This window comes from Streptomyces sp. CB00316 (genome assembly GCF_001905595.1).
Lineage (GTDB): Bacteria > Actinomycetota > Actinomycetes > Streptomycetales > Streptomycetaceae > Streptomyces.
In genome coordinates this window covers 62647-83683 of record NZ_LIXI01000007.1, presented here as the reverse complement: position 1 = coordinate 83683, position 21037 = coordinate 62647, and the positions used below count along the sequence as shown (strand labels likewise).

19 protein-coding genes are annotated in these 21037 nt (G+C 71.7%); 8 read left to right on the top strand and 11 right to left on the bottom strand.

Features of this window, described 5'->3' with window-relative positions; genetic code table 11:
- Nucleotides 1-2: 2 nt before the first annotated feature.
- The 3 genes from AMK21_RS20735 (at nucleotide 3) to AMK21_RS20725 (ending at nucleotide 2596) form a co-directional block, all read left to right on the top strand.
- Entirely contained in the window at nucleotides 3-614 is a 612-nt protein-coding gene (locus tag AMK21_RS20735) for a DUF1349 domain-containing protein (RefSeq protein ID WP_199863258.1), read from the top strand.
- A gap of 119 nt (nucleotides 615-733) precedes the next feature.
- A complete protein-coding gene (locus tag AMK21_RS20730; protein WP_073880085.1) occupies nucleotides 734-1450 on the top strand; it encodes a DsbA family oxidoreductase in 717 nt (238 codons plus the stop codon).
- An 87-nt stretch (nucleotides 1451-1537) separates the two neighbouring features.
- A complete protein-coding gene (locus AMK21_RS20725) occupies nucleotides 1538-2596 on the top strand; it encodes an aminotransferase class V-fold PLP-dependent enzyme (RefSeq protein WP_073880083.1) in 1059 nt (352 codons plus the stop codon).
- Between the two features lie 27 nt (nucleotides 2597-2623).
- On the opposite strand, the gene AMK21_RS20720 is transcribed toward AMK21_RS20725, so the two are convergent.
- On the bottom strand, nucleotides 2624-3130 hold the full coding sequence (locus AMK21_RS20720; protein WP_073880081.1) for a MarR family winged helix-turn-helix transcriptional regulator: 507 nt from the start codon (nucleotides 3128-3130) through the stop codon (nucleotides 2624-2626).
- A 193-nt stretch (nucleotides 3131-3323) separates the two neighbouring features.
- Here AMK21_RS20720 and AMK21_RS20715 point away from each other — a divergent pair, with 193 nt between their 5' ends.
- Complete coding sequence (locus AMK21_RS20715) at nucleotides 3324-4397, top strand: alkene reductase (protein ID WP_073880079.1); 1074 nt, start codon at nucleotides 3324-3326, stop codon at nucleotides 4395-4397.
- A gap of 35 nt (nucleotides 4398-4432) precedes the next feature.
- Here the strand turns inward: AMK21_RS20715 and AMK21_RS20710 are convergent, their stop codons facing one another.
- From AMK21_RS20710 to AMK21_RS20695, 4 genes are read right to left on the bottom strand one after another with little or no spacing between them, the layout of a single operon-like run.
- The gene (locus tag AMK21_RS20710; RefSeq protein ID WP_073880077.1) at nucleotides 4433-5467 is read right to left on the bottom strand and encodes a LacI family DNA-binding transcriptional regulator; all 1035 of its coding nucleotides are present in this window, start codon (nucleotides 5465-5467) and stop codon (nucleotides 4433-4435) included.
- A gap of 45 nt (nucleotides 5468-5512) precedes the next feature.
- A complete protein-coding gene (locus AMK21_RS20705; protein ID WP_073880075.1) occupies nucleotides 5513-6418 on the bottom strand; it encodes a carbohydrate ABC transporter permease in 906 nt (301 codons plus the stop codon).
- A 2-nt stretch (nucleotides 6419-6420) separates the two neighbouring features.
- Nucleotides 6421-7341 carry a carbohydrate ABC transporter permease gene (locus AMK21_RS20700; protein ID WP_073880073.1) on the bottom strand — a complete coding sequence of 307 codons (921 nt, stop codon included), beginning with the start codon at nucleotides 7339-7341 and terminating at the stop codon, nucleotides 6421-6423.
- Nucleotides 7338-8657: an ABC transporter substrate-binding protein gene (locus tag AMK21_RS20695; protein WP_073880071.1), complete on the bottom strand. Its 1320-nt coding sequence runs from the start codon at nucleotides 8655-8657 to the stop codon at nucleotides 7338-7340. Before AMK21_RS20695 ends, AMK21_RS20700 begins: the two co-directional genes overlap by 4 nt.
- Nucleotides 8658-8870: 213 nt before the next feature.
- Between AMK21_RS20695 and AMK21_RS20690 the strand changes: the two genes are divergently transcribed.
- Both AMK21_RS20690 and AMK21_RS20685 read left to right on the top strand, forming a co-directional pair.
- Entirely contained in the window at nucleotides 8871-10892 is a 2022-nt protein-coding gene (locus AMK21_RS20690; RefSeq protein WP_073880580.1) for a beta-galactosidase, read from the top strand.
- Between the two features lie 40 nt (nucleotides 10893-10932).
- Entirely contained in the window at nucleotides 10933-12501 is a 1569-nt protein-coding gene (locus AMK21_RS20685; protein ID WP_073880069.1) for a glycosyl hydrolase 53 family protein, read from the top strand.
- 6 nt (nucleotides 12502-12507) lie between these two features.
- Here the strand turns inward: AMK21_RS20685 and AMK21_RS20680 are convergent, their stop codons facing one another.
- The 6 genes from AMK21_RS20680 to AMK21_RS20655 form a co-directional block, all read right to left on the bottom strand.
- Entirely contained in the window at nucleotides 12508-13515 is a 1008-nt protein-coding gene (locus AMK21_RS20680) for a VOC family protein (protein WP_073880067.1), read from the bottom strand.
- A gap of 103 nt (nucleotides 13516-13618) precedes the next feature.
- Complete coding sequence (thpD, locus tag AMK21_RS20675) at nucleotides 13619-14512, bottom strand: ectoine hydroxylase (protein ID WP_073880065.1); 894 nt, start codon at nucleotides 14510-14512, stop codon at nucleotides 13619-13621.
- A gap of 6 nt (nucleotides 14513-14518) precedes the next feature.
- Nucleotides 14519-14917, bottom strand: coding sequence for an ectoine synthase (locus tag AMK21_RS20670; RefSeq protein WP_018488170.1), 399 nt, complete (start codon nucleotides 14915-14917; stop codon nucleotides 14519-14521).
- Between the two features lie 85 nt (nucleotides 14918-15002).
- Nucleotides 15003-16265 (bottom strand): diaminobutyrate--2-oxoglutarate transaminase, encoded by a 1263-nt coding sequence (gene ectB / locus AMK21_RS20665; RefSeq protein WP_073880063.1) that lies wholly within the window; start codon nucleotides 16263-16265, stop codon nucleotides 15003-15005.
- 207 nt (nucleotides 16266-16472) lie between these two features.
- Nucleotides 16473-17003, bottom strand: a complete 531-nt coding sequence (gene ectA, locus AMK21_RS20660) for a diaminobutyrate acetyltransferase (protein ID WP_073880061.1) — start codon at nucleotides 17001-17003, stop codon at nucleotides 16473-16475.
- A gap of 308 nt (nucleotides 17004-17311) precedes the next feature.
- Nucleotides 17312-18418 carry a pyridoxal-phosphate-dependent aminotransferase family protein gene (locus AMK21_RS20655; protein WP_073880059.1) on the bottom strand — a complete coding sequence of 369 codons (1107 nt, stop codon included), beginning with the start codon at nucleotides 18416-18418 and terminating at the stop codon, nucleotides 17312-17314.
- A 112-nt stretch (nucleotides 18419-18530) separates the two neighbouring features.
- Here AMK21_RS20655 and AMK21_RS20650 point away from each other — a divergent pair, with 112 nt between their 5' ends.
- Nucleotides 18531-19607 (top strand): amidohydrolase family protein, encoded by a 1077-nt coding sequence (locus AMK21_RS20650; RefSeq protein ID WP_073880578.1) that lies wholly within the window; start codon nucleotides 18531-18533, stop codon nucleotides 19605-19607.
- A 301-nt stretch (nucleotides 19608-19908) separates the two neighbouring features.
- Nucleotides 19909-20982 (top strand): SCO1860 family LAETG-anchored protein, encoded by a 1074-nt coding sequence (locus AMK21_RS20645; RefSeq protein WP_324613912.1) that lies wholly within the window; start codon nucleotides 19909-19911, stop codon nucleotides 20980-20982.
- Nucleotides 20983-21037: the final 55 nt, after the last annotated feature.

Sequence of the window (21037 nt, the reverse complement as noted above, 5' to 3'; positions counted from 1 at the left end):
GCCTGAGCATGCGCCTGGACGGGCTCCCCTTCGCCCTGGACGCCTTCGGCCCCGACGGCCGCTGGACCCGTGCCGACGGCATCCTGACCGGCCGGGCCGGACCCGGCCAGGACCTCTTCGTACCGCCGTCCGGTGAAGCCCTGGATCCGGCGACCGACGCGCCACGGCTGCTCGGCGCGGTGGGCGACGGCGACTTCCGCCTCCTCGCCCGCGTCCGCCCCGGCCTGGTCGCGGCGGGCGACGCCGGGGCGCTCCACCTCCACCTCGGCGACCGCGACTGGGCCAAGCTCTGCCTGGAGCACTCCTCGGGCCTGGCGACCGTGTGCAGCGTCGTCACCCGCGGCCACTCCGACGACGCCAACGCCTTCGTGGTGGAGGAGGACAGCTACTGGCTCCGCCTCAGCCGCACCGGCAACGCCTACGCCTTCCACGCCTCCGCCGACGGCGAGACCTGGACCTTCGTCCGCCTCTTCACCCTGGGGACGGCAGAGCAGCGGGCGTCCGCCCGGGCCGGTTTCCTGGTGCAGTCGCCCACGGGGGAGGGGTGCGGCGCGGTCTTCGACCGGATCGCGTTCCTGACCGGGGGAGTGGAGGACCTGCGCGACGGGCGGTGACGTACGCGGGCGGGGAATCACCTGGTCAGGTTCGATGTTCGACCCAGAGGTCCGTCCTGCGGAGGAACACCTCCGCACCCCGTCCGCGACCCCCGCGACCCCTGGAGAGAAGAAGAGTCATGCGCGTCGAGATCTGGTCCGATATCGCTTGTCCCTGGTGCTACATCGGCAAGGCCCGCTTCGAGAAGGGCCTCGCCGAGTTCGCCCACCGGGACGAGGTCGAGGTCGTGCACCGCTCCTTCGAGCTCGACCCCGGCCGGGCCAAGGGGGAGACCGAGCAGGTCATCGACATGCTGGCCGCCAAGTACGGGCGGACCCGCGAGGAGGCCGCCTCGATGGAGGCCAACGTCGCGGCCAACGCGCGGGCCGAGGGGCTCGGATACCGCACCGAGGGCCGGGACCACGGCAACACCTTCGACATCCACCGGCTGCTGCACCTGGCCAAGGCCCGCGGCCGTCAGGACGAGCTGCTGACCCTCGCCTACCGGGCCAACTTCGCCGAGGAGCGGTCCGTCTTCGACGACGAGGTGCTGCTCGCCCTCGCCGTGGAGGCCGGGCTCGACGCCGACGAGGCGCGCGCGGTGCTCGCCGACCCCGAGGCGTACGCCGACGAGGTCCGGGCGGACGAGCGGGAGGCGTCCGAACTGGGCGCCAACGCGGTGCCGTTCTTCGTGCTCGACCGGCGGTACGGGATCTCCGGCGGCCAGCCCTCGGAGGTCTTCGTCCAGGCGCTGGAGCAGGCGTGGAAGGACCGCCCGGCCACCACACCGACCACCGTCGGCGGCGACGCGGCGGCGTGCGACACGGACGGGGCCTGCGAGGTTCCGAAGGGCTGAGCACCGCCTCGGCCATAAGCGCTTCTTGGGTGCGCCCCGCGGACTTCGGCAATTGACCGGAGGTCGCGGGGGCTCCAGGCTGGGCGTATGACGATCTCTCCGCTCAGCCAGGTGGCCGCCGCCGAGTTCGCTCCCGAGGTCACGTATCTCAACACCTCCAGCTGGGGGCTGCTGCCCCGCCGGACCATCGCCGCCGTCAAGGCCCTCGCCGACGAGAACGCCGCCGGCCGCCGGATCGGCGCGGGCAGCTTCGACGCGGTGGAGGCGGCCCGGGCCGGCTTCGCCCGGCTGGCCGGGGTCGGGCCGGAGAGGGTCGCCACCGGCAGCTCGGTCACCGTCCATGTCGGGCTGATCGCCGCCTCGCTCCCGGCGGGCGCCGAAGTCCTGTCACCCGAGGGGGAGTTCACCTCCGTGGTCAGCCCGTTCGCGCTCCGCGGCGACCTGCGTATGCGGTACGTCCCGCTCGCGGAGCTCGCCGACGCCGTACGGCCCAGCACCGCGCTCGTCGCCTTCTCCTCGGTCCAGTCGGCCGACGGCCGGGTCGCCGACCTCGCCGCCGTCCGCGCGGCCGCCGCCGCCCACGGGGCCCGGACGCTCCTGGACGCCACCCAGTCGGCGGGCTGGTCCCCGCTGGACGCCGGGGCGTACGACTACACCGTCACCGGCGGCTTCAAGTTCCTGCTCTGCCCCCGGGGTACGTCGTTCCTCACCGCGACCGAGGAGGCGCAGGCCGTCCTGCCGCCGCTCTTCGCGGGCTGGGCCGCCGCCGGCGCTCCCTGGACGAGCAACTACGGCCCGCTGGAGCGGGTCGCCCCCGGAGCCCGGGGGTTCGACGAGCCGCCCGCCTTCCTCTCGTACCACGGGGCCGAGCACTCCCTCGCGCTGCTCGCGGAGATCGGCACCGACGCGCTGTACGCGCATGCCACCTCGCTGGCCGCCCGGCTGCGCTCGGGGCTGACGGAGCTGGGGCACAAGGTGGTGCCGGGGGAGTCGGCGATCGTCTCCGTGCCCGGGCTCGACAGCCGCCACGACGAACTCACGCGGGCCGGGATCGCGGTCTCGGCCCCGGCCGGGAACCTGCGGATCTCCTGCCACCTCTACAACACGGAAGCGGATGTGGACCGGGTGCTGGACGTGCTGGGCTGACGTGCTCCCGGCCGACTTGCCGGCCTCTCAGCCCCGCTCCGGGCACCCCTCCGTCTCCTTGCAGAGGTTCGCCTCCACCTTCGCCAGCAGCCGCGTCAGCTCCGTACGCTCATCGCTCGCCAGCCCCGCGAGCGTGTGCTCCTCCAGGCTGCCCCACGCGTCCCGCACCGCCGCGTGCAGCGCGCAGCTCTCGTCCGTCGCCTCGACCAGCACGGCCCGCCGGTCGTCCGGGTCGGGGCGGCGGCGCACATGGCCGGTCTGTTCGAGGCGCTGGAGCATCTTGGTGACCGTGGACGGGTCCAGGTCCAGGGTCTTGATCAGCTCGGCCTGGCGGACCGGCCCCGAGTCCCACAGGTGCATCATCAGCAGCTCCTGGCCCGGGTAGAGCCCCAGCCCCTTCAGCAGCTTCCCCGCCGCGATCCGGTGCAGCCGGGCGACCCGGGATACGGCATGGCTCACGGGCCCGCTGAGCGCTGCTCCGGGCAGCGCGTCGGTACAGGCGGCTTCCGTGGTGCCGGCGGGGGCGGTGTTCATGTCGGGGCTCCTCGGTGCTGCTCCGGTGGGGCTTCGATGATGCCCGGCAGTCCTTTCGTCCACTTTACCTTGGTCGGCCAATTAATGGGCTACAGTGGCGTCAGCGCCGATGGTTGGTCGACCACATACTTTGTTGGTCGGCCATATACCTCTCGCTGCGTACTCCTTGCCACACACTCTTTGGAGAGCCCGCATGACCACCGCATTCGACCCGATCGACCTGTCCGGCACCCCGCTGGCCAACCGCATAGTGATGGCCCCGATGACCCGGAGCCGGGCCGGCGAGGGCGGTACGGCCACCGAGCTCACGGCCGCCTACTACGCCCAGCGCGCCTCGGCCGGCCTCGTCATCACCGAGGGCATCCAGCCCTCCGTCGTAGGCCAGGGCTACCCCTTCACGCCGGGGCTGCACAGCGCCGAGCAGGTCGCCTCCTGGCGCAAGGTCACCGACGCGGTGCACGCCGAAGGTGGCCGGATCTTCGCCCAGATCATGCACGCGGGCCGCATCGGCCACCCGGTCCTGCTCCCCGACGGCCTGGTCCCGGTCGGCCCCTCGCCGGTCAAGGCCGAGGGGCAGGTCTACACCCACGAGGGACTCAAGGACTTCGTGGAGCCGCACGAGCTGACCGACGCCGAGATCCGGCAGACCATCGCCGACTTCGTCTCCGCCTCCCGCAACGCCATCGAGGCCGGGTTCGACGGCGTGGAGCTGCACGGCGCCAACGGCTACCTCATCCACCAGTTCCTCGCGCCCAACACCAACCTGCGCACCGACGCGTGGGGCGGCTCGGAGACCGGCCGCATCCGGTTCGCCGTGGAGGTCGTCAAGGCGGTCGCGGCCGAGATCGGCGCGGTGCGCACCGGGCTGCGCATCTCGCCCTCGAACGTCTACAACGACATCGACGAGCCCGCCCCGGACGCCGTCTACACCGCGCTGGTCCAGGAGATCGAGCCGCTCGGCCTCGCCTACCTGCACATCCTGGAGGGCGCCCCGATCCGCGAGCTGACCCTCACGCTGCGGAAGGTGTTCACCGGCACCGTTCTGATCAACGTGCACTCCGACGGGCCGACCGGGCCGGACGCCCACACCGTGATCGACGACGGGATAGCCGACCTGATCTCGTACGGCGTGCTCTTCCTCGCCAACCCGGACCTGCCCGCCCGGCTCAAGGCCGGGGGCCCGTTCAACACCCCCGACCCGTCGTCCTTCTTCGGCGGCGACGCCGAGGGGTACACCGACTACCCGGCGCTGGACGCCGTCAAGTAGCGCGCCGCGTCAACCAGCCGTTCCGGCGGGCCGGTTCACGCCGAGTCCCGGCGGACCAGCTCGGTGGGGAGGATCACGGCGGCCGGGTCCTCCCCGCCGATCTGCGCCAGGAGCACCCGTACCATCTCGGCGCTGATCCGGTCCCACGGCTGCCGGATCGTCGTGAGGGCCGGGCGGGAGGCGACGGCTGCGGGGGAGTCGTCGAACCCGCCCACCGCGACATCCTCGGGCACCCGCCGCCCCGCCCGCTCCAGCGCCGCCAGGACCCCCTGCGCCATCAGGTCCGACGCGACGAACACCGCGTCCAGGTCGGGGTCCCGCTCCAGCAGCGCGGCGGCGGCCGCCTCACCGCCCGCCCGGCTGTAGTCGCCCGGGGCGATCAGAGCCTCGTCGGCGGGCAGCCCGCACTCCGCCAGCGTCTCCCGGTACCCGGCCAGGCGCTCCACCCCGCCCGGGGTGTCCAGCGGGCCGCTGACCGTGGCGATCCGGCGGCGCCCCGACCCGTACAGGAAGCGCACCATGTCCCGCGCGCCGTCCCGGTCGTCCGCCGCCACGTAACTCACCTTCGAGCCCTGCCCGATCGGCTTGCCGCAGGCCACCAGCGGGATCCCGGCCTCGTGCAGCTGGGCGGCGACCGGGTCGCCGGAGTGGCTGGAGACCAGCAGCACCCCGTCCACATGACCGGCGATGTAGCGCATGTTGCGGCGGCGCTCGGCCTCCGTGCCCGCGATCATCAGCAGCAACGGGATGTCGTGCGCGGCCAGGGCCGATGTGCAGCCCCGCAGCAGAACGTTGAAGTTCGGGTCCTCGAAGAACCGCTCCTGCGGCTCGGTCAGCAGGAACGCCACCGAGTCGGAGCGGCCGGTGATCAGGGACCGGGCGTGCCGGTTCACCGTGTAACCAGTCCTGCGGATCGCGGAGTTGACCGCTTCGAGCGCGGCGGGGCTGACGTTGTGGCCGCCGTTGAGGACCCGGGAGACCGTGCCCCGGGAGACCCCCGCCTCCCGTGCCACGTCATGGATGGTCGGCGGCCGGCGGCGGCCCACGCCGGTCTGTTCGGTGCGGCTCATGGTGCATGATCTTTCATCATTCGGGGCCCTGATGTTGAGGAGCGGTCAGGACTTCACGGCTCCGGAGAGCAGATCGAGGCTCCAGAAGCGCTGGATGACCAGGAACAGGGCGATCAGCGGGACGATGGCGAGCAGGGCGCCCGTGATCACCAGGGTGTAGAGGGCCGGCGTGCTCGCGCCCTGCTGGAGCAGCGTGTAGAGGCCGAGCGTGACGGGGAACTTCTCGTCGTCGCCGAGCATGATGTACGGCAGCAGGAAGTTGTTCCAGATCGCCACGAACTGGAACAGGAAGACCGTCACCAGCCCGGGCAGCATCATCGGCAGCGCGATCGTCCGGAAGATCCGCCACTCCCCGCCGCCGTCCATCCGCCCCGCCTCGACGACATCGCCGGGCACGGCGGCCGCCGCGTAGATCCGGGCGAGGTAGACCCCGTACGGGGAGAGGATCACCGGGAGGAGGACCGAGAGGTACGAGTCCGTGAGGTCCGCCTTGGCCAGCAGCAGGTACTGCGGCACCGCGAGGATCACCGGCGGCATCAGGACCCCGGCCAGCAGGATGTTGAAGACGGACTCGCGGCCCCGGAAGCGGTACATCGCCAGCGCATACCCGGAGACGGCGGAGACGGCCGTCGAGAGCAGCGCCCCGACGCCCGCGTAGAACGCCGAGTTGGCCATCCACCGCCAGTAGACGCCCTCCCGGTACGCGGTCAGATCGCCCACGTTGTCGGCGAAGCCGGTGCCGGGGAGGAAGGTGAAGGTGGCGAACAGCTCGCTGCCCGACTTGGTGGAGGCGACCAGCACCCAGGCCACGGGCAGCAGGCAGTAGAGCGCGCCGAGGAGCAGCGCGGCGGTCGGCAGCAGCGGGAAGCGGCGGGGGCCGGCGGGGGAGGGGGCCGGACGCGCGGGCCCGCGGACCGGGGATGGAGCCGTCGGCAGGACGGGGGCGCTCATGGTCATGCTCCCTGCTTCGTACGGGAGTTGGCCACCCGGAGGAAGCCGAAGGACAGGGCCAGCGTGGCGGCGGCGATGATGACCGCCTGGGCGGCGGCCGCGTGGATGTCGTTGTTGACGAACGCGTCCTGGTAGACCTTCATCAGCGGACTCCACGTGGTGGAGAGGGAGTTGGTCAGCGGCTTCAGGGTGGTCGGCTCGCTGAACACCTGGAGCGTGGCGATGATCGAGAAGAAGAAGGTCAGCACCAGCGACGGCGCCACCATCGGGATCTTGATCCGGACCGCGATCTGCCAGGGCGAGCAGCCGTCCAGCCGGGCCGCCTCGAAGACCTCGGCCGGGATCGCCCGCAGCGCGGTGTAGATCACGATCATGTTGAAGCCGGTGCCGCCCCAGACGGCGATGTTGGCCAGGGCGAGGTAGAGCGGGCCGCCGTCCAGGAGGTCCGGCTGCGGCAGCCCCGCCAGGTCCAGCAGGTAGTGGAAGGGGCTGACCGTCGGCAGGTAGAGGAAGCCCCACATCAGGGCGGCGACCACACCCGGAACGGCGTACGGCAGGAAGATCGCCAGCCGGGTGAAGCCGCGCAGCCGGACCCGGTCGCTGTCCAGCAGCAGCGCGAAGAGGAGGGCGAGCCCGAGCATCACGGGGACGACGATCGCCCCGTACCCGAGGATGCGCAGCGCCCCGTGGAGCAGCTCGGAGTCGGTGAGGGCGTCGGTGTAGTTGGCGAGCCCTGCCCACACCTCCTCCCGCGCGCCCCGGCCGAGCCCCAGCCCCTTGACCTCGGTGCGGCGCAGGCTCAGCAGCAGGGCGTAGCCGATGGGAAGGGCGAAGAAGAGCAGGAAGAGCAGGGCGGCGGGGACCAGGAAGACGTACGGGGCGCTCCTGACCTGGTACGCCTTCGCGCGGCGCGGGCGGGTCACTCGGAGACTCCGAAGCCCTGCTTCTTCAGGTCGGTGACCGTGGCGTCCTGCATCGCGGTCAGGGCCGTACCGAAGTCGCCCTTCCGCTTGGCGGCCGAGGCGAAGTGGTCCTTGAAGGCGGTGTATGCGACGTTGACGTTCGGGCCCCAGGCGGCCGGGGCGGTGCCTTCGGCGATCTTCGCGGCCTCGGTGTAGAAGCCGGGCTGGCCGGCAAAGTAGCCGGGGGCCTGCGCCAGGGCGCCGCCGGTCTGGGCGGCGGTCGCGGCCGGGTATATGCCGCTCTCCTCGACCAGGGCGGCGACCGCCTCCGGGTCGGTGTTCAGCCAGGTGGCGAAGGTGGCGGCGGCCTTCTTGTGCTGCGAGTCGTTGGTGACGGCGGTGGAGGAGCCGCCCCAGCTGCCGGTGACGTTCTGCCCGGCCGCCCACTGGGGGAGGGGCGCCATGGCCCACTTGCCCTTGGTGTCGGGGGCGGCCGTGGTGAGCGTGCCGGGCGCCCAGACCGCGCTGACCCAGGCGATCTGCGTACCGGTGTTGAGCGCCTTGTTCCAGGCCGGGGTATACATGGGCTGGTTGTCGATCGCGCCCTCCTTCACCAGTCCGCCCCAGAAGTCGGCGACCTTGCGGGTGGCCGGGTCGTCGATGGCGACCTTCCACTTCTCGCCGCCGGTGGTCCACCACTGGGCCCCGGCCTGCTGGGCGAGGCCCGCGAAGAGGCCGGCGTCATTGGAGGAGAAGGTGGTCAGCGCCTTGTCGGGGGCCTTCTTCTTCAGCGCGCGGGCGGTCTCGGCGAAGGCGTCCCAGGTGTCCGGCACGGTCAGGCCGTACTCCTCGAAGAGGTCCTTGCGGTAGTAGAACATCAGCGGGCCTGAGTCCTGCGGCAGCGCGTACAGGGCGTCCGAACCGAGCGTCGCCTGCTGCCAGATCCCCTTGGCGAACTGCCCCTTCGCGTCTCCCGCCTCCTTCGAGATGTCGGCCAGCACGTCGTTGGAGACCAGGGTCGGCAGCGCCTGGTACTCCGCCTGCACCAGGTCGGGGGCCTTGTGCGCCTTGGCCGCCGTGATGATCTTGGTGACCAGGTCGTCGCCGGACGCCTGCTTCTTCACCGTGACCTTGATCCCGGCCTTCTTGCCCTCGCCCTTGTTCCAGAGGTCCGCGACCTTGTCCAGGCCGGGCGCCCAGGCCCAGTAGGTGAGCGACACCGGGTTCTCGGCCGACGGGCCCTCCGAGCCGTCACCGTCCGGCGAACCGCAGCCGGAGAGCAGGGCGGTGGCGGTGAGCACGGCTGCCGTGGACGCCGCGACGATGCGGTACTTCATGGGTTCTCCCCTGACGAGAGGCGCGGGTGAGGCGCGGGGTGCAGCGCCGAAATGCGCTGTGATCGTTCACAGTAGAGAAACTGAACCGACACTTGTCAATGGTTGTTGCTGTGCGGTTATGTTGGGTCAGCGCCACCGAAAGGGGGTGTGCACGTTCCCAGAAAGCGTCCCAGGAACCGTCCAGGAGCCCCCATGTCCCACCCCGCTCCCGCCCTGCCTCCCACCACCCCGCGGGGGCTGCGCCGCCTCGCTTTCGGCGGTGACTACAACCCCGAGCAGTGGCCCGAGGAGGTCTGGCACGAGGACATGGCCCTGATGGGTGAGGCGGGGGTGTCCATGGTGAGCGTCGGGATCTTCTCCTGGGCCCTGCTCGAACCCGCCCCCGGCGCCTACGACTTCGGCTGGCTGGACCGGCTTCTGGACCTTCTCCACGAGCACGGCATCCGCGCCGACCTCGGCACCCCCACCGTCGCCCCGCCCGCCTGGTTCTACCGGGCCCACCCCGAGGCGCTCCCGGTCGGCCGGGACGGTGTCCGGTACGCCTTCGGTTCGCGCGGGGCGATCTGCCACAGCTCGGCCGCCTACCGGGAGGCCGCCGCCGCCATCACCGAACAGCTCGCCCGGCGCTACGGCAGCCACCCGGCCCTCGCGCTCTGGCACGTCCACAACGAGTACGGCGTCCCCGTCAGCGCCTGCTACTGCGACAGCTGCGCCGCCCATTTCCGGCGCTGGCTCACCGCCCGCCACGGCACGGTCGACGCGGTCAACGAGGCCTGGGGCACGGCGTTCTGGGGCCAGCGCTACGGCAGCCTCGACGAGATCGACCCGCCCCGCACCACCCCGACCGTCGGCAACCCCGCCCAGCAGCTGGACTACGCCCGCTTCGCCGACGCCACCATGCGGGAGAACTTCCGCGCCGAGCGGGACATCCTGCACCGGCTCGCCCCGGGCATCCCCGTCACCACCAACTTCATGACCGCGCTCAGCCAGTGCGAGTCCGTGGACTACTGGGCCTGGGGCCGCGAGGTCGACCTGGTCAGCAACGACCATTACCTGATCACCGACGGCCGCCGCACCCACGTCAACCTCGCCATGGCCGCCGACCTCACCCGCTCGGTCGCGGGCGGCGCCCCCTGGCTGCTCCTGGAGCACTCCACCGGCGGCGTCAACTGGCAGCCCCGCAACCCCGCCAAGCGCCCCGGCGAAATGGCCCGCAACAGCCTCGCCCATGTGGCCAGGGGATCGGACGGTGCGATGTTCTTCCAGTGGCGGCAGTCCCGGCGCGGCGCCGAGAAGTTCCACTCGGCGATGGTGCCGCACGCCGGGACGGACTCCCGGATCTGGCGCGAGGTCACCCGCCTCGGGGCCGACCTCGGCCTCCTGGACGGGATCCGGGGGACCCGGACCGTCGCGGACGCCGCCATGGTCTGGGACTGGCAGTCCTGGTGGGCGCAGTCCCTGGAGTGGCGCCCCAGTCAGGAACACGACGCCCGGGAGCGCGCCGACACCTTCTACGCCGCGCTCTACGACCGACACCTCACCGTCGACTTCGCCCACCCCGAGGCCGACCTCTCCGCCTACCCGCTGGTGGTCGTCCCGGCGCTCTACCTCGCCTCCGAGGCCTCCGGGCAGAACCTGCGCCGGTACGTGGAGGGCGGCGGCACCCTCGTCGTCTCGTACTTCTCCGGGATCGTCGACGCCGACGACGCCGTCCACCCCGGCCCGTACCCGGGTGTCCTGCGCGACGTACTCGGCCTGACCGTCGAGGAGTTCGCCCCGCTTCCCGAGGGCGGCACGGTCCGCCTGACCACCCCCGGCGGACCGGACCTCACCGGCGACCTCTGGTCGGACGTGGTGATCCCGCGCGGGGCCGAGACCATCTGGTCGTACGCGGACGGCATCCCGGCCGGCCGCCCCGCCGTCACCCGGCACCGGCTGGGGGAGGGCAGCGCCTGGTACGTCTCCACCCGGCTCGGCGGCCTGGACCTGGACGCGGTCCTGGAGCGGGCCTGCGCGGACGCCCGCATCGCACCCCGCACCGGGCTGCCGCACGACGTGGAGGTGGTCCGCCGCACCGGCTCCACCGGCACGTACCTCTTCGCCGTCAACCACACCGAGACCGACGCCAAGGTGCCGCTGGACACCCCCGGCACCGAACTCCTCACCGCCGAACCCGCCACGGGCCACCTCGCCGTACCGGCGGGCGCGGTCCGCGTCGTACGGCTGGACAGCTGACCTCGGAAACCCCCCCCGCACAGTCGAAGGGATATCGACCATGTACGGAACTGCGCGTCCCCGTCACCCCCGCCGCGGCAGAGCCGCCGCCGCGACACTCCTCGCCGCCCTGCTCCTGGCCGCACTCCCCGCGCCCAGCGCCCATGCCGCCACCACCCCCGTCAACCCCGGCTTCGAGTCCGGCACCACGGGCTGGTCCACCTACTCACCCACCGGCCGGACCGCCGCCTCCTTCACCGAGGCGGGCGGCCACACCGGCGCCACCCGGCTCAGCCACTGGTCGAACTCGGCCTACCGCGTGGAGACCTACCAGTACCTCACCGGCCTCACCGACGGCACGTACACCCTGAGCGCCCGGGTCCGCTCCAGCGGCGGGCAGAACGCCGCGTACATCGCCCTGCGCAACTGCGGTACGGCCGAGCAGCGCACCGACCTGCCCGCCACCGCGAACGGCGCCTGGATCCGCATCGTCACCTCGGTACGGGTCACCGGCGGCGGCTGCACCATCAGCCTCAACTCCGACGCGGGCGCGGGCCAGTGGGCCAACTTCGACGACATCACCTTCACCCCGGGCGCCACCGGCCTGGCCGTGAAGGGCGGCGACCTCTCCACGCTCCCGAAGAACGAGGCGTACGGCGCCCGTTACCGCAGCGCGAGCGGCGCGACCGGCGACGCGATGAGCATTCTGGGCACCTCCGGGATGAACTACGTCCGCCTCAAGGTGTGGGTGGACCCGGCCGACGGCTACAACGACAAGGCGCATGTCCTCGCCATGGCCAAGCGCGCCAAGGCCCTCGGGATGAAGACCCTGGTCGACTTCCACTACTCCGACCGCTGGGCCGACCCGGGGCACCAGACCAAGCCCGCCGCCTGGGCGGGCCACGGCTACGAGCAGCTGAAGCGGAACGTCCACGACCACACGTACGACGTGCTGAACGCCCTCAAGGCGCAGGGCACCACCGCCGACATGGTCCAGATCGGCAACGAGACCAACGCGGGGATGCTCTGGCCCGAGGGCTCCACCGCCAACTGGCCGCAGCTGGCCGGTCTGCTCACCGCGGGCGCGAACGCGGCGAAGGCCGTCTCCTCCGGTACGCGGGTGGCGCTGCACCTCGCCGAGGGCGGCGACAACGCCGGGACCCGCTGGTGGTTCGACAACGCGGTGGCCCAGCGCGTCCCGTTCGACGTCGTGGCGCTCTCGTACTACGGCTACTGGCACGGCCCGCTCTCCGCCCTCCAGGCCAATCTGGACGACACCGCCGCCCGCTACGGCAAGCCGGTCCTGGTCGCCGAGACCGCGTACGCGCACACCCTGGCCAACGGCGACGGGCTGGAGAACAACATCGCCACCGCCTCCCAGCTCGCCCCCGGCTACCCCGCCACCCCCGCCGGGCAGGCCGCCAATCTCCGCGACGTCATGAACGTGGTGGAGGCCGTCCCGAACGGGCGCGGCCTGGGTGTCGTCTACTGGGAGCCGTCCTGGACCGCCGTGCGCGGCAGCGGCTGGGACCCGCAGGACCCGGCCTCCGGCAACGCGTGGGAGAACCAGGCCCTGTTCGGCTACGACACCACGCTGCTGCCCGCCGCCCGCTGGTTCTCCCACCGCTGAGGGGGGCTACCGAGGCTCCCCGTTCCACCGCCACGACGTGCGGCGCGGGTGGTCCGGCAGTTCGGCGCGACCGGTGGCCCAGAGCAGGACGGTCCACCGGTCGCCGCCCGCCGGGGCGTCGGGGAAGAGCCGGGCCAGCACCCGGTCGCAGAGGGTGCCCGGCGGCGCCCACTCCAGGCCCAGGCCCGCGGCGAGGTCATGGGTGTGCACCAGGGTCTCCACCACGCCCATCGCCGCGAAGCCCTCCGGGTCGGAGACCCCGAACCCGTGGTACGAGCGCACCTCGGGCGGGGTGGTCCTGACCATCGAGGCCAGCAGCGCCCCGCTCGCCTCCACGGTCGCCAGCAGCCCGGCGGGCCCGGCCGCCCGGTCGGCGGAGACCGCGTTGGCCGGGCCGCCCGGCCGCCCGGCGGCCCACCGGTAGGGCACCTCACGGTCGAGCGGGGGCGTACGCGGGCCCAACTGGACGGCGTACGCGAAGAGATCGTCGCTCAGGTGCTCCACCGTCTCCCAGCAGGTCCACTCCAGCGTTCCGGCGGGCGTGTCCCAGCGGTCCGCCGGAGCCCCGGCCAGCGTGTCCGCCGCGAGCCGGACGGCACGGGTCACGTCGTCGGCGGTGACCGGCAGCCGGGTACCGGCCAGCGCGGCCCGCTCGGCGGCGGAACACTCCACACAGAACTCGTTGCCCTCGGGATCCGCCAGGGTCGCCCACCCCCGCCCGTCCGGCCTGCGGTGGTCCTCCACCAGGGTGGCGCCGAGCGCGAGGAGCCGCTCGACCTCCTCGTCCCGGGTGCGGTCCTGCGGCTGGACGTCGAGGTGGACCCGGTTCCTGACGGTCTTCGCGTCGGGCCCCTGGACGAAGAGGATCGCCGCTCCGGGGGTTTCGAGCAGGGCCTCCGGATCGCCGGGGAGGTCGTCGTCGGCGAGCGGGGCGCCGAGCACCTGGGACCAGAAGCCGCCGAGCGCGTGGGCGTCGGTGCAGCCGACGGTGATGTGCCGTACGTGAGATGTCATGGCCGCCACCCTCCCCGGTGGCCGGTGGCGGGGTCCAGCGAGTTACGCGCCGGTGCCCGGGACGGCGTACCGTCCCGGGCACCTGAGCTGCCTGCGTGTGGCGCTACTTCACCGGGGTGAAGTCCCGCGCCCCGATGAACTCGGGGCGGCGGATCGGCGCCGCGAACGGCTCCTGCGCCTCGTTCTCCACGCTGTTGAAGACGATGAAGACGTTGGAGCGCGCGTACGGGGTGATGTTGTCGCCCGAGCCGTGCATGGCGTTGCAGTCGAACCAGGTCGCCGAACCGGCCTTGCCCGTGAAGAGCTTGATGCCGTGGCGGTCGGCCATCTTCGTCAGCGCCTCGTCGGACGGGGTGCCGGCGTCCTGCATCTGCAGCGACTTCTTGTAGTTGTCCTTCGGCGTCTCGCCCGCACAGCCGAGGAACGACTTGTGCGAACCGGGCATGATCATCAGCCCGCCGTTGGTGTCGAGGTTCTCGGTGAGCGCGATCGACACGGAGACGGTCCGCATGTTCGGCAGCCCGTCCTCGGCGTGCCACGTCTCGAAGTCCGAGTGCCAGTAGAAGCCCGAGGCCCCGAAGCCCGGCTTCACATTGATCCGGGACTGGTGGACGTACACGTCCGAGCCCAGGATCTGGCGGGCCCGGCCCACCACCCGCTCGTCGCGGACCAGTGCGGCGAAGACCTCGCTGATCTTGTGGACCTCGAAGACGGAGCGCACGTTCTGCGACTGCTTCTCCACGATGGAGCGCTCGTCGGCACGGATCAGCGGGTCGGCCACCAGCCGGTCCAGCTCCGCCCGGTAGACGGCGACCTCGTCGGGGGTGATGAGCTGGTCGACGGTGAGAAAGCCGTCGTGCTCGTACCCCTGGAGATCCTTGGCGGCGATCGGGCCCGGTGCGCCCGGCGCGGACCAGATGACCGGGTCCTGGCGGGGAGTGGTCATCTCGGCGGCACCGCGCGAGGGATACAGATCGGCGCGTACTTCGGTGGTCATGGTGGTTCAGGCCTCCTCGGTCAGCAGTGGGTAGACACCGTTCTCGTCATGGTCCTCCCGTCCGGTGACGGGAGGGTTGAAGACGCACACGCAGCGGAAGTCGGTCTTGGGCCGCAGGGTGTGCCGCTCATGCCCGTCCAGCAGGTACATCGTGCCCGGGGAGATCCAGTGGGTCTCGCCGGTCTCGTCGTTGGTGAGCTCGGCCTCGCCCTCGGTGCACAGGACGGCCTCGATGTGGTTCGCGTACCACATGGAGGTCTCGGTGCCCGCGTAGAGCACGGTCTCGTGGAGCGAGAAGCCCACCTTCTCCTTGGCGAGCACGATGCGCTTGCTCTCCCAGGTGCCGGACGCGGCCTTCACGTGCCGGTCGGTGTTCTCGATGTCCTTGAACGATCGGACGATCACGGTGAGCAGTGCCTTTCTCTTGTACTCCGCCCCGGGCCCGCGGGCCCGGGGCTTCTCTTTTCCCGCCTGCCCCCGACTCGTCGGGTCAGGCCGTCTCGCGGACGCAGCGGGCCAGCGTGCGCAGGCCCTCGTCCAGCTCGTCGGTGGTGACGGTCAGCGGCGGCAGCAGCTTGACGACCTCGCTCTGCGGGCCGGAGGTCTCCAGCAGGAGCCCCAGCTCGAAGGCGCGGGCGCAGACCGCCGAGGCGCGCGCCGGGTCCTGGAACTCCATGCCCCAGACCAGGCCGCGGCCGCGGAACTGCGCGGTCGGCTCCTCGGCGCAGATGGCCAGCAGCGCCTGCTCGACCTGCTCGCCGCGGGCCAGGGTCTGCTTCTCCATCTGGCCGTCGGCCCAGTAGGCGTCCAGAGCGGCGGCGGCCGTGACGAAGGCCGGGTTGTTGCCGCGGAAGGTGCCGTTGTGCTCGCCCGGCTCCCAGATGTCCAGCTCCGGCTTGAACAGGCACAGCGACATGGGCATGCCGTAGCCGCTGATGGACTTGGAGAGCGTGACGATGTCCGGGACGATGCCGGCCTCCTCGAAGGAGAAGAAGCCGCCGGTACGGCCGCAGCCCATCTGGATGTCGTCGACGATCAGCAGCATGTCCTGGCGGTGGCACAGCTCCTGCAGCGCGCGCAGCCACTCGGCGCGGGCGACGTTGATGCCGCCCTCGCCCTGGACCGTCTCCACGATCACGGCGGCGGGCTTGTTCAGCCCGGAGCCCTGGTCCTCGAGAAGCCGCTCGAACCACAGGAAGTCCGGGACGGTGCCGTCGAAGTAGTTGTCGAACGGCATCGGCGTGCCGTGCACCAGCGGGATGCCGGCCCCGGCCCGCTTGAACGCGTTGCCGGTGACGGCGAGCGAGCCCAGCGACATGCCGTGGAAGGCGTTGGTGAACGAGACGACGGACTCGCGGCCCTTGACCTTGCGGGCCAGCTTCAGCGCCGACTCGACGGCGTTGGTGCCGGTCGGGCCGGGGAACATCACCTTGTACGGGAGGTCGCGCGGGCGCAGGATGACGTTCTGGAACGTCTCCAGGAAGGCGCGCTTGGCGGTGGTCGCCATGTCCAGGCCGTGGGTGATGCCGTCGCGCTCGATGTAGTCGATCAGCGCTCGTTTCAGCACCGGGTTGTTGTGGCCGTAGTTGAGCGAGCCGGCCCCGGCGAAGAAGTCCAGGTAGGAGTGGCCGTCCTCGTCGGTCAGCCGGGCGCCCTGGGCGCGGTCGAACACGGCCGGCCAGCCGCGGCAGTAGCTACGCACCTCCGACTCCAGGGTCTCGAAGACGCTCAGTGCGGGCGGGGTGATGGTCACAGCGGATCTCCTGCGTGAGGGGGTGTGACGGGCAGTGGTCGGTGCTCCCTGCCGCACGGAGGCGGCCGGGACCGCGCCGGGTGGTCGGCCGGCGCGAGAAGTCATGGGGATCCGGTCGTACGGGTCAGGTACGCCGGGCCGTGGCCGGGTGGCTCACGGGGCCGATGAGGCTGCCGAGGCCGGTGCGGCTCGGGTGGCTCGGAGGCCTCAGCCGGCGAAGGGGCCTATCCGGTAGAGGACCTCCGGCAGGTGCGTCCCCTCGGGGAACAGCCCCCCGTCGAAGAGGACCTCCTGCTCCAGGGGGACGTCGTGCCGCTGGGCGTAGGACGTGAACAGCCGGTCGGACGCGGTGTTGTCAGGGGTCACCGTGGTCTCGACGCAGGAGAGTCCCTGGCCGGCGGCGACGCGGGCGGTCAGCGCGTCCAGCAGGGTGGCGGCCAGTCCCTTGCCGCGATGTGCCTGGTCGACGGCCACCTGCCAGACGACGAGGGTCTCGGGCCGGTCGGGCCTGATGTAGCCGGTGACGAAGGCGATCGGCTCGCCGTCCTCGCCACGGGCGACGGCGGACGTCGCGGCGAAGTCACGACACCACAGCAAGTAGCTGTACGAGGAGTTCAGGTCCAGAACCTCGGAGTCGCGGGCGATGCGCCAGATCGCGGCTCCGTCCTCCACTCGCGGCGTGTCAATACTGAGAAATTCGCTTCGGGCACGGGCAAAATCTGCTGGTGCGGCGGTCATGCGAATTGAATTTACCGAGCAAATTTCCAAATTGCATCGAGGCAAAGGGTTGGGAGAAGCGCCGGTATGTGTTATCAGGCGTGCGCGAGATCCCCCACGATATGGGTGCGATTTCACACTCTTTGTCCAGAATTTTTCGGGCATAACGCCGCCCGTGTGGAGTCGGTCACAGGGTTGTAACTCCTGTGAGACGTGTCCGAATCATGTAGTTCGAGCCCCGAAAAAACTTACGCGTTTAGGGGGCGAGAAAGCGGGCAGGAGAATGCGGGGAGCTGCTTTCGATAAAGCAGCTCCCCGCATTATGAATATCAGAGGCCCGGCCAGGTTTCCGCAACCGCACGGCGGGCAGCTTCGAAGTCGACCCGTCGGCCCGCGTCGCCCAGCGCCGCCCCCAGGGCCGCGAGCGAGGACAGCACCGCGTCCCGCGTCGCATCCGCCCCGTAGTGATTGACCCGGATCATGTCCTTGGAGAGCGCCCCGCCACCCGCGATGAGCGGCAGCGAGGGCGCCGGCTCCAGCGCCCGCGCGACCAGCGCGGAGGCGTCGGTCCCCGCCGGGGCGCGCAGCGTCGTGGCCACCGGAGCGGCGTCCCGCGCCTGAAGGACGTACGGCTCCAGACCGCCGCCCAACGCCACCGCGCCCACCCGGGTCGCCGCGGCGGCCGAGGCGTGGCGGGCCGTCACCGTGTCCAGGCCGTCCTCCTCGATCCGCTCCAGGCACGCCTCCAGGCCCAGCATCTCCAACTGCGCCGGAGCGTGCGGCAGAGCCTTGCGGCCGCCGTCGATCCAGCGCTCCTTCCAGTCCAGCAGCGAGAGGTACGAGCGGCGCGGGGCGGCCGGGTTGGCGGCGATCCGCTCCCAGGCCCGCGCGCTCACCGACACCGCCGACACCCCGGCCGGACCGCCCATCGCCTTCTGCGCGCCGATCACGCACAGGTCGACGCCCCAGGCGTCCGGCAGCAGCGGCTCGGCGCCCACCGAGGCGACCGCGTCCAGCATGAACAGCGCCCCGTGCGCCCGGACCACCTCACCGATCTCCGCGACCGGGTTGGTGTTGCCGGTCGCCGCCTCGGCGTGCACCAGGGAGACGAAGTCGATCGCCGGGTGCTCGGCGAGCGCCTCGGCCACCTGGCCGGCGGTCACCGCGGTGTGGAAGGGCACGGTGAGGTCGACGACCTCGGCGCCGCAGTCCCGCAGCCAGTTGCCGAAGGTCTGCCCGTACGGTCCGGTGACCACGTTCAGCGCGGTCGAGCCGGGCCGGGCACCACTGCGGATGCAGCCCTCCAGCGGCAGCAGCGCCTCGCCCTGTGTGATGACGACGTCCTCCTCGGTGGCGAGGAGCGCGGCCACCCGTCGCTCGATGGCCGCGAAGTGCGCGGCGGTCAGCGGGGGGAGGTCGAGGAAGGGGTGCGTCACGGTGGGGCTCTCTTCGGATTCGGCCGGCGGTCGACAGGTCATGGCAGCCTACCGAGGGCCTCGTACAGTGCCGCGTATGAGTGATCAGGTGCGCGGTCAGGACGGGCAGCGGGTGCTGCGGGTGAGGGGACGGGTCCTCGTCGGCCCGGACGAGGTCCAAAGCGAACTGTGGGCCGTCGACGGGCGGATCACCTACGAGCGGCCGCCGGGCGCGGACCGCGCGCAGACCGTCACGGGCTGGGCGCTGCCCGGCCTCGTCGACGCGCACTGCCATGTCGGCCTGGACCGGCACGGCCCGGTCGACGCGGCGACCGCCGAGAAGCAGGCGCTCACCGACCGGGAGGCCGGGACCCTGCTGATCCGGGACGCCGGATCGCCCTCCGACACCCGCTGGATCGACGACCGCGAGGACCTGCCGAAGATCATCCGGGCGGGCCGCCACATCGCCAGGACCCGTCGCTACATCCGCAACTACGCCCACGAGATCGAGCCCGGCGACCTCGTCGCGTACGTCGCCCGGGAGGCCCGGCGCGGCGACGGCTGGGTCAAGCTGGTGGGGGACTGGATCGACCGGGACGCGGGCGACCTCACGGCCTGCTGGCCGCGCGGCGAGGTCGAGGCGGCCATCGCCGAGGCGCACCGGCTGGGCGCCCGCGTCACCGCGCACTGCTTCGCCGAGGAATCGCTGCGCGATCTGGTGGAGGCCGGCATCGACTGCGTCGAGCACGCCACCGGCCTCACCGAGGAGACCATCCCGCTCTTCGCGGAGCGCGGCGTCGCGATCGTTCCCACGCTGGTCAACACCGCCACGTTCCCTGACCTCGCGGCGGGCGGCGAGGCCAAGTTCCCGCGCTGGTCGGCGCATATGCGACAGCTGTACGAGCGCCGCTACGACACCGTGCGCGCCGCGTACGACGCCGGCATCCCGGTCTACGTCGGCACCGACGCGGGCGGCTCGCTGGCGCACGGCCTGGTCGCGGGCGAGGTCGCCGAACTCGTGAAGGCGGGCATCCCGGCCCTGGAGGCCCTCTCCGCCACCGCGTGGGGGGCGAGGCGGTGGCTGGGGCGGCCGGGGTTGGAGGAGGGCGCTCCGGCCGACCTGGTCGTCTACGACGAGGATCCGCGCGCGGACGTCCGGGTGCTGGCGGCACCGCGCCACATCGTGCTGAACGGGCGGGTGATCGGCTGAGGTCGTGGTGTGTTGACAGGCAGTGACGAAAGCGGCCCCGGCTCGTTGGTGTACCTCCGCTCGTCGAGGCGCTCGGCTCACACCGTGTGAAACGAGTGACGGAATGAGGCGGGAGGGAACGCACGTGCCGAAAGATTCGAATATGCGCGCGGAAACCCCCCTTTGGGGTGAACTCACCTCAGGTATCCGCCAGTTCACCCTCAGTGCGTAAAGATTCACGGAGTCGAGGCCACCGGCACAGGCGATGTCCCCCATTGGACTGTGCCGGTGGCTCCATGTCTCTTGTGGGGGTTCCACCATCTTGAACAGCAACACCTTCCGTCTCGCTGCCCTGGCGGCCGCCACCGCTCCTGTCGCTCTGCTTGTCGCCGTCCCCGCGCAGGCAGCCCCGGCGACGCCCGTCACCGGCGGCGAGGGCAAGGCGAGCGCGGTCGTGCTCCGTACGGGGCTCGACGTCTCGCTCCTCAACAAGTCCCTCCAGGTGCCCCTCGAGGTCACGCTCAACGAGGTGCAGGCACCGGCAAGCGCCGAGAGGACCGCCCTCACGGTGAACCTGGACGGCGTGGCGGGCGGGAAGCCGGTCAGCGTCCTGCGCGCCGACGTGGCCGCCGCGAACGCCACCGTGGACGAGCACAAGGCCGAGGGATACACCAACCTGGCCAAGGCCCGGGTCCATGTGCCCGGTCTGCCGCTGCTCTCGCTCATCGAGGTCGAGAAGGTGACCTCCAAGGCGCTCTGCGAGGCCGGCGAGCAGCCCGTCGCCGAATCGAACGTGCTCGGCCATGTCAAGGTGCTCGGCAAGAAGGTGTCGCTCTCCGCGGGCGGACCGACCCGGGTCGTGGTACCGGGCGTCGGTGAGGTGAGCCTTGACCTGTCGAAGACGGAGACGACCTCGCGTACGGCCGCCGCGACGGCACTTCAGCTGAAGGTCTCGGTGAACCCGCTCAAGCTCAACGTGGCCGAGGTGGAGGGCGAGGTCACCCTGGCGGAGGCGACCTGCGAGACCCCGAAGGGGCCCAAGACGCCCGAGGAGCCGGGGGAGAGCGACGGCGGCGCCACGGACGGAGGTTCCACGGGCGGCGACACCGGGGGTGCCACAGGCGGTTCCACCGGCGGTTCCACGGGCGGCGACACCGGCGGCTCCACGGCCGGTTCGGACGGCGGTTCCACCGGCGGCGACCAGGGTGACGGCGGCGCCGATGTGAAGCCGCAGACCGGCTCCGACACCGGCAAGGCCCCCACCACGGCCAACCTGGCCGAGACCGGCGGCAGCTCCACCACCCCGTACCTCGCGGGCGGTGCGGCCCTCCTGCTCGCGGTCGGCGCGGGCGCCACGGTGGTCGCGCGCCGGCGGAGCGGCGGCAGCCAGGCCTGATCCGCGCCCGCGCACGGGACCGTGGGGCGGCTTCGTACGACGGAACGCCGCCCCA